This is a genomic window from Candidatus Margulisiibacteriota bacterium (genome assembly GCA_018822365.1).
In the GTDB taxonomy this organism is placed as follows: Bacteria; Margulisbacteria; WOR-1; order O2-12-FULL-45-9; family XYB2-FULL-48-7; genus XYB2-FULL-45-9.
In genome coordinates, this window is record JAHJKL010000066.1 from 1 (window position 1) to 7,118 (window position 7,118).

Genomic DNA, 7,118 nt, shown 5'->3' on the forward strand with positions numbered 1-7,118 from the left:
ACTTATAATATGCCAGTAAATAAGCCAAGGTTTAGAAGCCCAGAAAACTGCATTATAGAAATTAAACAGCTTATAGGTAAATTTTCAATCAAGAAAGTGTTCATAGGAGACGATACGTTTGGCTTGGATAAAGAATGGACAAGGGAGTTTTGTAAAAAGTACGCGGAAGAGATAAGATTGCCGCTCATTTGTCAATTAAGAGTAAACCTGGTTGATGAAGAATTGATGAGGCTTTTGAAGCATGCTGGTTGCATTTGGGTGAGTTGCGGAGTTGAATCTGGAAGCCCATATATCAGGAACAAAATAATGAAAAGGAATATTACTAATGAACAAATAATTAATGCGTATGCATTATTCAAAAAATATAAGTTAATTTCAAACGCTATTAATATAATTGGCCTTCCGCATGAAACCGAAAAAGAAATATGGGAAACAATAGAGCTTAACGCTAAAATCAATCCCACTTCAAGTGGTGTAAATATTTTTTATCCATATCGAGGGACGGAACTTGGGGATTATTGTTTTGCGAAAGGAATGGTGAATGAAAGCGCTTATGAAAAATTCAGCAGCGAGCGAAGAGAGTCAATATTGAATTTTCCCGGAGAATATCAAAAAACGCTTATTCGAATTCATGATAATTGGAGATATCTAGTTTATAAGCGGCATCCGCAAAAGCTTATAGCTTATCTTGTTAAGAAGACTTTAAAAAGTTTTATTAAGAAATTGTATGATTTCTCAAGCAAATTAAAAAACAAAGTAAAGTTTATTAAAAACCAAAAAAAATAGGAGGCTAATATGGAAAGAGCGATCAATCTTGGGAACGGCGTTAAACTGGGGGGGGATCACCACTGCGTGATCCTGCTCGATGCCGGCGTTAACCATAATAATGATGTTCAAAGAGCAAAAGACCTCATCAAGACCGCTAAAGACGGGGGGGCCGACGCGATCAAGTTCCAGACTTACACCGCCGGGGGGATCAGCACCCGGAAAGCGCCGCGCTACTGGGATTCAAAGCTCGATACCGACGGCGGCGGCAGCCAGTATGACATGTTAAAAAAAGTAGATTCTCTTCCCAAGGAAGCTTATGCCGAACTGAAAGCGTACGCTAAAAAGCTGAAGATCGCTTTTTCTTCCTCTCCTTTTGACATGGAGAGCGCGAAATTCCTGATCAAGCTCGACGTCGATTTTTACAAGATCGCTTCGGCCGAAGTTCCCAATCTCCCGCTGATCCGGTTGGTTGCCGAGACCGGCAAGCCGATCATCCTCTCGACCGGGGCTTGCACCATCGGCGAAGTTGAAGACGCCCTGCAGACGATCTTTCAGACCGGGAACAAGCAGGTCGCTCTTCAACACTGTGTTTTAAGCTATCCCTGCAGGGATAAAGACGCTAACCTGGCCAAGATGCTCCGCTTAAAGCAGATCTTCCCGGAGATCCCGGTCGGTTATTCCGACCACACCCTGGGGACGTTGATCCCGCTGGCGGCGGTCGCCATGGGAGCGCGGTCGATTGAGAAACATTACACCGTCGATAAAAGTTTACCCGACAGTCCCGACCATGGTCTTTCTTTAAGCGCGGATGAACTGCCCGGTTTCATGAAGGAAGTTCGCCGGGTCGAGTCGGCGATCGGCAGTCACTTGAGCGGCTTTTATGAAGCGGAAGCCAAGGCTCATGCCTTAGCGCGGAAAAGTATCGTCGCGGTCAAACCGATCAAAAAGGGGACCAAAATCACCGCGGCGATGCTTGCCTGCAAGCGTCCCGGGACCGGGATCTATCCCCGTTTCCTGGAGCAGATCGTCGGGCGCGAAGCCAAGGCCAACATTAACGAGGACGAGATCCTTAATTGGAGAATGATATAAGTGAAGGTTAGCGTAATCATAACCAGTTATAACTATGGACAATACCTGAAAGGGGCGCTCGACAGCGCCCTGGTGCAGGACTATCCGGGTTTTGAGCTTCTGGTCGTTTATCGGCCGTCGGGCGACAGCACCGAACAGGTTTTAGCCGGTTATCGGGATAAGATCAAGATCATCAAGCAGACCGGACAGGGATTGGCGAATGCCAGTAATATTGGGATTAAAAATGCCGGGGGGGAATATGTGATCCGGCTCGATGCCGATGATATTTTCTATCCAGGGCTCCTGGCCAAAGAAGCGGCCGTTCTGGATAATGAACCGGTCGATTTTGTTTATCCAGATTACAACTATTTAATTGAAGAGACCGGAGAAACGGTCCGTAAAACACTGCCCGCCTTTGATCGTGACGAGCTCCTTGGCCGGGGAGATTTTTTAAGCGGCGGGACGATGTTTAGACGCTCACTTTTTGACCGGATCGGCCTGTATGACGAAAAATTACCGACGCTGGAGAGCTATGAATTCATCCTTCGGCTGATGAAAAACAAGATCGTTGGCCGGCACCTGGCCGAGCCGCTGTTCGAATATCGGGTCCACGGCGCGAGCATGAGCGATAACACCGAACTGGTCGAAGCGACCGGCCGACAGATCGCCGCCAAATATGGATTGGAATATAAGACTGGTCCCAGCCATCCGAGGAAAATAAAATGATCAAGCAAGCGGTGATCATGGCCGGTGGAGAAGGGGTCCGTTTGCGGCCGTTAACTTACGCGATTCCTAAACCGCTTCTCCCGCTCCGCGATTACACGGTGATCGAATATATTATCCGCGGCCTGGCGGAGCAGGGGATCAAAGAGATCTTTATTTTGGTCTTTTATCAGCACGAAAAATTCCAGGTCTGCCTCGATTACCAAAAGAAATACGGCGTGACGATCAAACTGGTAAAAGAAGACGCCAAATCCGGGACGATCGGCGGGATTCATAAAATAAAAACAGATCTGTCCGGCTCGTTCCTGGTCATTAATGCCGATATCATTAACCGGGTCGACGTCGCCGCGCTGGCGGCCGGCCATGAACAAGCGGGGGCCGCCTTGACCCTGGGGGTCAAAGATTACGCCATGCAGGTTCCGTATGGGGTGGTAGAGAGCGGGCCGAAAGGTGAATTTATCGGAGTGCAAGAGAAACCGGTCGAAGAGTATTTGATCAGCGCCGGGATTAACGTTTTATCTCCGGTAGTTTTTAAGCATATCAAAGGCCAGCGGATCGATTTTCCCGAAGTCATAAAGCTTCTGACCGTTGAAGGGGAAAAAGTTATTACTCATAAGATCAAGGGATTCTGGTTTGATATCGGCCGGGCCGAAGATTACGAAAAAGCGATAGAGTTATTGGAGAAGATTGAAAATGGCAAATAAAATCTTGATTACCGGTTCCGCCGGATTCATCGGCCGAGCGCTGATCGAACGCCTCCGCACGGAAACGGTTGAGATCGTTGAATGCGACCTCTCTTTAGGCCACGATTTACTCGACCAGAAACAGACGCTGGCCCTGCCGCCGCTGGAGATTGTTGTTCATCTTGCCGCTAACACGAACGTCCAGACCGCCTTTGAACAGCCGTATCCGATCTACCGGGACAATTTGGTTGGGACCTTAAACCTCCTGGAATATTGCCGTCTTAACAAAGTGAAGCGGATAATTTATTCCAGCTCGTATGTTTACGGTCAGCCGCAAACTCTGCCGATCGATGAAACTCATCCGGTCATGATCAATAACCCATATGGCCGGAGCAAACTTATTGGTGAACAGCTGGTTGCCGCCTATAGCGAAGATTTCGGTCTGGCCGCTTCTATCTTGCGGAATTTTAACGTTTACGGTCAGGGGCAGAGTCCCAGGTTCCTAATTCCTTCGGTCATTGCCCAGCTCTATTCGGAATCACCGGTGATTAAAGTGGCCGACCTTAAGCCGAAGCGGGATTACATATATATAAAGGACGTGGTCGAAGCGATGTGGCGCGCCTGCCGGTCGAACGCGCCGGGAACGCGGACCTATAATCTGGGATGTGGGGTTTCTTACTCGGTTGGTGAAGCGCTGGAGCTGATCTTCAAGCTTAGTGGCCGCCGGAAACCGATTGAATCGGCCGGGACAACCAGAAAAAACGATATTATGGATACGGTTGCTGACATTAGTAAGGCTAAAAATGAGCTTGGCTGGCAACCGCGGTTTGATTTTGCGGCCGGGTTGACCGACTTATTGCGCGCCGAAGGACGGATAAAATAATAATAATGTATAAAGGAAAAAAAGTATTAGCAATGATTCCGGCTCGGGGCGGCAATGATGGTTTAAAGAAGATGAATATGCGCGAGCTGGGGGGGAAACCTTTAATCTATTACACCATTAAAGCGGCGCAATCATGTGAATTCATTGACCGGTTAATCGTTTCCACTGAAGATCAGATAATCGCGGATTATTGCCAATCGCTGGGAGTTGAAGTCCCCTTTCTTAGATCCGGACAATTGACTTCCAATAGTGTTGTTATGGAGCCGATCATTGATGAAGCCTTGAATTTTTTTAGAGCGAAAGGGGAAAAGTTTGATATTTTAATAAATTTATATCCTAACGCTCCATTTAAAGATAAAGAACTGATCCGTGATTTTGCTGATAAAGCGCAGGATTGCGATTTGGTGATCCCGCTCTTTGGACATCGGAATTATTTTTGGGAAGTGACTAAGGCCGAGCTTACGTTGATGATCGATAAAAAACGAACGACCAGACAACAAACGATTAAGAAATATGAAGAGTTGGGCGGCATTTATGCTTACAATCTGGCGAGCGAAAGATGGCGTGGTGGTCCCGGGGCGAAGATTGGCTATCGCGAGCTGGATTTCCACGATTCCCGGATGGTCAATTCGATTTATGACCTTATTATCCTTGATCGGCTGGTTCGTCTTCCCAAGAGCTTGATCAGCGATTTATTGAAAAATGAATAAAGAAGGAGCGGTGAAGATGAATTTAAAAGGAAAAAAAGTATTGGTGACCGGGTCGGAAGGTTTTATCGGCAGTCATCTGGTCGAAAAGTTGGTTTCAATGGGGGCCGATGTCCGCGCTTTTGTCCTTTATAATTCATTTAACAACTGGGGCTGGCTGGAAACCTTGCCGAAAGCGGAACTGGCCAAGATCGAGATCTTTACCGGTAATATTTGCGAAGCTTATAATGTTCGGCAGGCGATGGACGGGATTGATGTCGTTTTTCATCTGGCGGCGCTGATCGCCATCCCGTATTCCTATTATTCTCCCGAATCGTATGTTTCCACCAACGTTATGGGAACGCTCAACGTTCTGCAGGCGGCCCGCGACCAAAAAGTTGCCAAGTTTGTCCACACTTCGACCAGCGAAACTTACGGGACCGCTCTTTACGTCCCGATCGACGAAAAACATCCGCTCCAGGGACAGTCGCCTTACTCGGCCTCAAAGATCGGCGCCGACATGATCGCCGAAAGTTTTTACCGCTCTTTCAACCTGCCGGTGGCGACCTGCCGCCCGTTCAATACTTACGGCCCGCGGCAATCGGCCCGGGCGGTCATTCCGACGATCATCAGCCAGATCGCGTCGGGGGCGAAAAAGATCAAGCTTGGTTCCCTGACCCCGGTCCGCGACCTGACCTACGTTAAAGATACGGCTGAAGGCTTCGTCAAAATTGCCGAGAGCGAAAAAAGCAACGGTGAAGTGATCAACCTGGGGGTTGGGAGCGGGGTGACGGTTGGGGAATTGGCAGACAGGATCATCAGCTTGATGGGAACAAAAGTTGAAATTATCAGCGATGAACAGCGGGTCAGGCCGGAAAAAAGCGAAGTCATGAGACTGATCAGCGATAATAAAAAAGCGCTGGATTTTACCGGCTGGCAGCCCAAAACTTCGCTGGAGAACGGGTTGAAAGAGACGATCGATTTTATCGCTAAGAATCTTGACCGGTACAAGCCGGATATCTATAACTTATAGGAGGAAACTATGATCAAACCGAAAGTCGTGATCCTGTGCGGCGGAAAAGGGACCCGGATGAGGGAAGAGACTGAAGTGCGTCCCAAGCCGCTGGTCGAGATTGGCGGCCGGCCGATACTCTGGCACATCATGAAAGGGTACGCTCATTATGGTTTTAACGAGTTCGTTCTCTGTCTCGGATATAAAGGGGATATGATCAAGGATTATTTCTACCACTACAACGTCAGGATGAACGATTTTACCATCAAGCTTGACGGCAAGCGGGAAGTGACATACCACAACCAGGCCGACGAAGTTGACTGGAAAGTGACCCTGGTCGATACCGGGCTTAATTCCCTCAAAGGGGCCAGGATCAAGAAGATCGAGAAGTACATTGACGGTGACAGGTTCATGTTGACTTACGGTGACGGGATTGCCGATGTTGATCTCAATGAGCTGATCGCCTTTCATAATAAACATGGTAAAATCGGGACGTTGACCGGGGTCAGGCCACCATCCCGTTTTGGCGACTTGATCGTTGAGAACGGTCAGGTGAAAAAATTTACCGAAAAACCACAGGCCTCGGCCGGTTTGATCAACGGCGGTTATTTTGTCCTCAACCGGAAGATCTTTGACTATTTAACCGAAGACGAAGCGTGCGACTTTGAACTGGGGGCGCTGGAAAAACTGGCTGAAGAGAAGCAATTAATGGTTTACGATCACAAGGGATCATGGGAATGTATGGACACCGTTCGGGAGACCGAGCACCTGAATAACTTGTGGAATAAAAATAAAGCATTTTGGAGGAAATGGCAATGAAGATACTGGTCACCGGCAATAACGGTTATATCGGCAACGTTATGTGCCCGATGCTCCTGGAGCAGGGGTTTGAAGTTGTCGGCCTCGACTCGAATTATTTTGACGATTGCGAGTTTGAAAAAAGAAAAACAAAGTTTAGGCAGATCGTCAAAGATATCCGCCAGGTTGAATTGGCTGATTTTCAGGGAATCGACGCTGTTGTTCACCTGGCCGGGCTATCGAACGACCCGATCGGTGAATTGAACCCGGGGATCACCGAGGTCATTAATCTGGACGCTTCGATCAAATGCGCCCAGCTGGCCAGGCAGGCTGGGGTCAGGCGGTTCATTTTTGCCTCTTCCTGCAGTGTTTACGGGATCGCGGAAGAGGGGAAGGCGATCGACGAGACCGGGGCGCTTAATCCGGTGACCGCTTACGCCAAATCGAAGATCGGGACCGAGCAAGGGGTCGCGCCGCTGGCTGATGCCAATTTCTCT

The 7,118-nt window shown here is 48.4% G+C and carries 9 protein-coding genes; all 9 read left to right on the plus strand.

Going from position 1 to position 7,118, the window contains the following annotated elements; genetic code table 11:
- The coding region (locus KKF06_06205; GenBank protein ID MBU1617342.1) for a radical SAM protein at nt 1–786 on the plus strand (786 nt) is incomplete at its 5' end.
- Nucleotides 787–795: 9 nt separating this feature from the next.
- Nucleotides 796–1,857, plus strand: a complete 1,062-nt coding sequence (locus tag KKF06_06210) for an N-acetylneuraminate synthase family protein (GenBank protein ID MBU1617343.1) — start codon at nt 796–798, stop codon at nt 1,855–1,857.
- Nucleotides 1,858–2,562, plus strand: a complete 705-nt coding sequence (locus tag KKF06_06215) for a glycosyltransferase (GenBank protein MBU1617344.1) — start codon at nt 1,858–1,860, stop codon at nt 2,560–2,562.
- Nucleotides 2,559–3,263, plus strand: a complete 705-nt coding sequence (locus KKF06_06220) for an NTP transferase domain-containing protein (GenBank protein MBU1617345.1) — start codon at nt 2,559–2,561, stop codon at nt 3,261–3,263. The genes KKF06_06215 and KKF06_06220 overlap by 4 nt, the downstream gene beginning before the upstream one ends.
- Nucleotides 3,253–4,125 carry a GDP-mannose 4,6-dehydratase gene (locus KKF06_06225; GenBank protein MBU1617346.1) on the plus strand — a complete coding sequence of 291 codons (873 nt, stop codon included), beginning with the start codon at nt 3,253–3,255 and terminating at the stop codon, nt 4,123–4,125. The genes KKF06_06220 and KKF06_06225 overlap by 11 nt, the downstream gene beginning before the upstream one ends.
- Nucleotides 4,126–4,130: 5 nt before the next feature.
- Nucleotides 4,131–4,835, plus strand: a complete 705-nt coding sequence (locus KKF06_06230; GenBank protein ID MBU1617347.1) for a hypothetical protein — start codon at nt 4,131–4,133, stop codon at nt 4,833–4,835.
- Nucleotides 4,836–4,851: 16 nt separating this feature from the next.
- Nucleotides 4,852–5,844: an NAD-dependent 4,6-dehydratase LegB gene (locus KKF06_06235; GenBank protein ID MBU1617348.1), complete on the plus strand. Its 993-nt coding sequence runs from the start codon at nt 4,852–4,854 to the stop codon at nt 5,842–5,844.
- A 9-nt stretch (nt 5,845–5,853) separates the two neighbouring features.
- A complete protein-coding gene (gene rfbF, locus KKF06_06240) occupies nt 5,854–6,642 on the plus strand; it encodes a glucose-1-phosphate cytidylyltransferase (GenBank protein MBU1617349.1) in 789 nt (262 codons plus the stop codon).
- On the plus strand, nt 6,639–7,118 hold a 480-nt coding region (locus tag KKF06_06245; protein ID MBU1617350.1), incomplete at its 3' end, for an NAD(P)-dependent oxidoreductase. The genes rfbF and KKF06_06245, both read left to right, overlap by 4 nt.

Coding starts and splice junctions, on each gene's coding strand:
- KKF06_06220 (MBU1617345.1), top strand. CDS start 2,559: ATGATCAAGCAAGCGGTGATCATGGCCGGTGGAGAAGGGGTCCGTTTG.
- KKF06_06230 (MBU1617347.1), top strand. CDS start 4,131: ATGTATAAAGGAAAAAAAGTATTAGCAATGATTCCGGCTCGGGGCGGC.
- KKF06_06225 (MBU1617346.1), top strand. CDS start 3,253: ATGGCAAATAAAATCTTGATTACCGGTTCCGCCGGATTCATCGGCCGA.
- rfbF (MBU1617349.1), top strand. CDS start 5,854: ATGATCAAACCGAAAGTCGTGATCCTGTGCGGCGGAAAAGGGACCCGG.
- KKF06_06210 (MBU1617343.1), top strand. CDS start 796: ATGGAAAGAGCGATCAATCTTGGGAACGGCGTTAAACTGGGGGGGGAT.
- KKF06_06235 (MBU1617348.1), top strand. CDS start 4,852: ATGAATTTAAAAGGAAAAAAAGTATTGGTGACCGGGTCGGAAGGTTTT.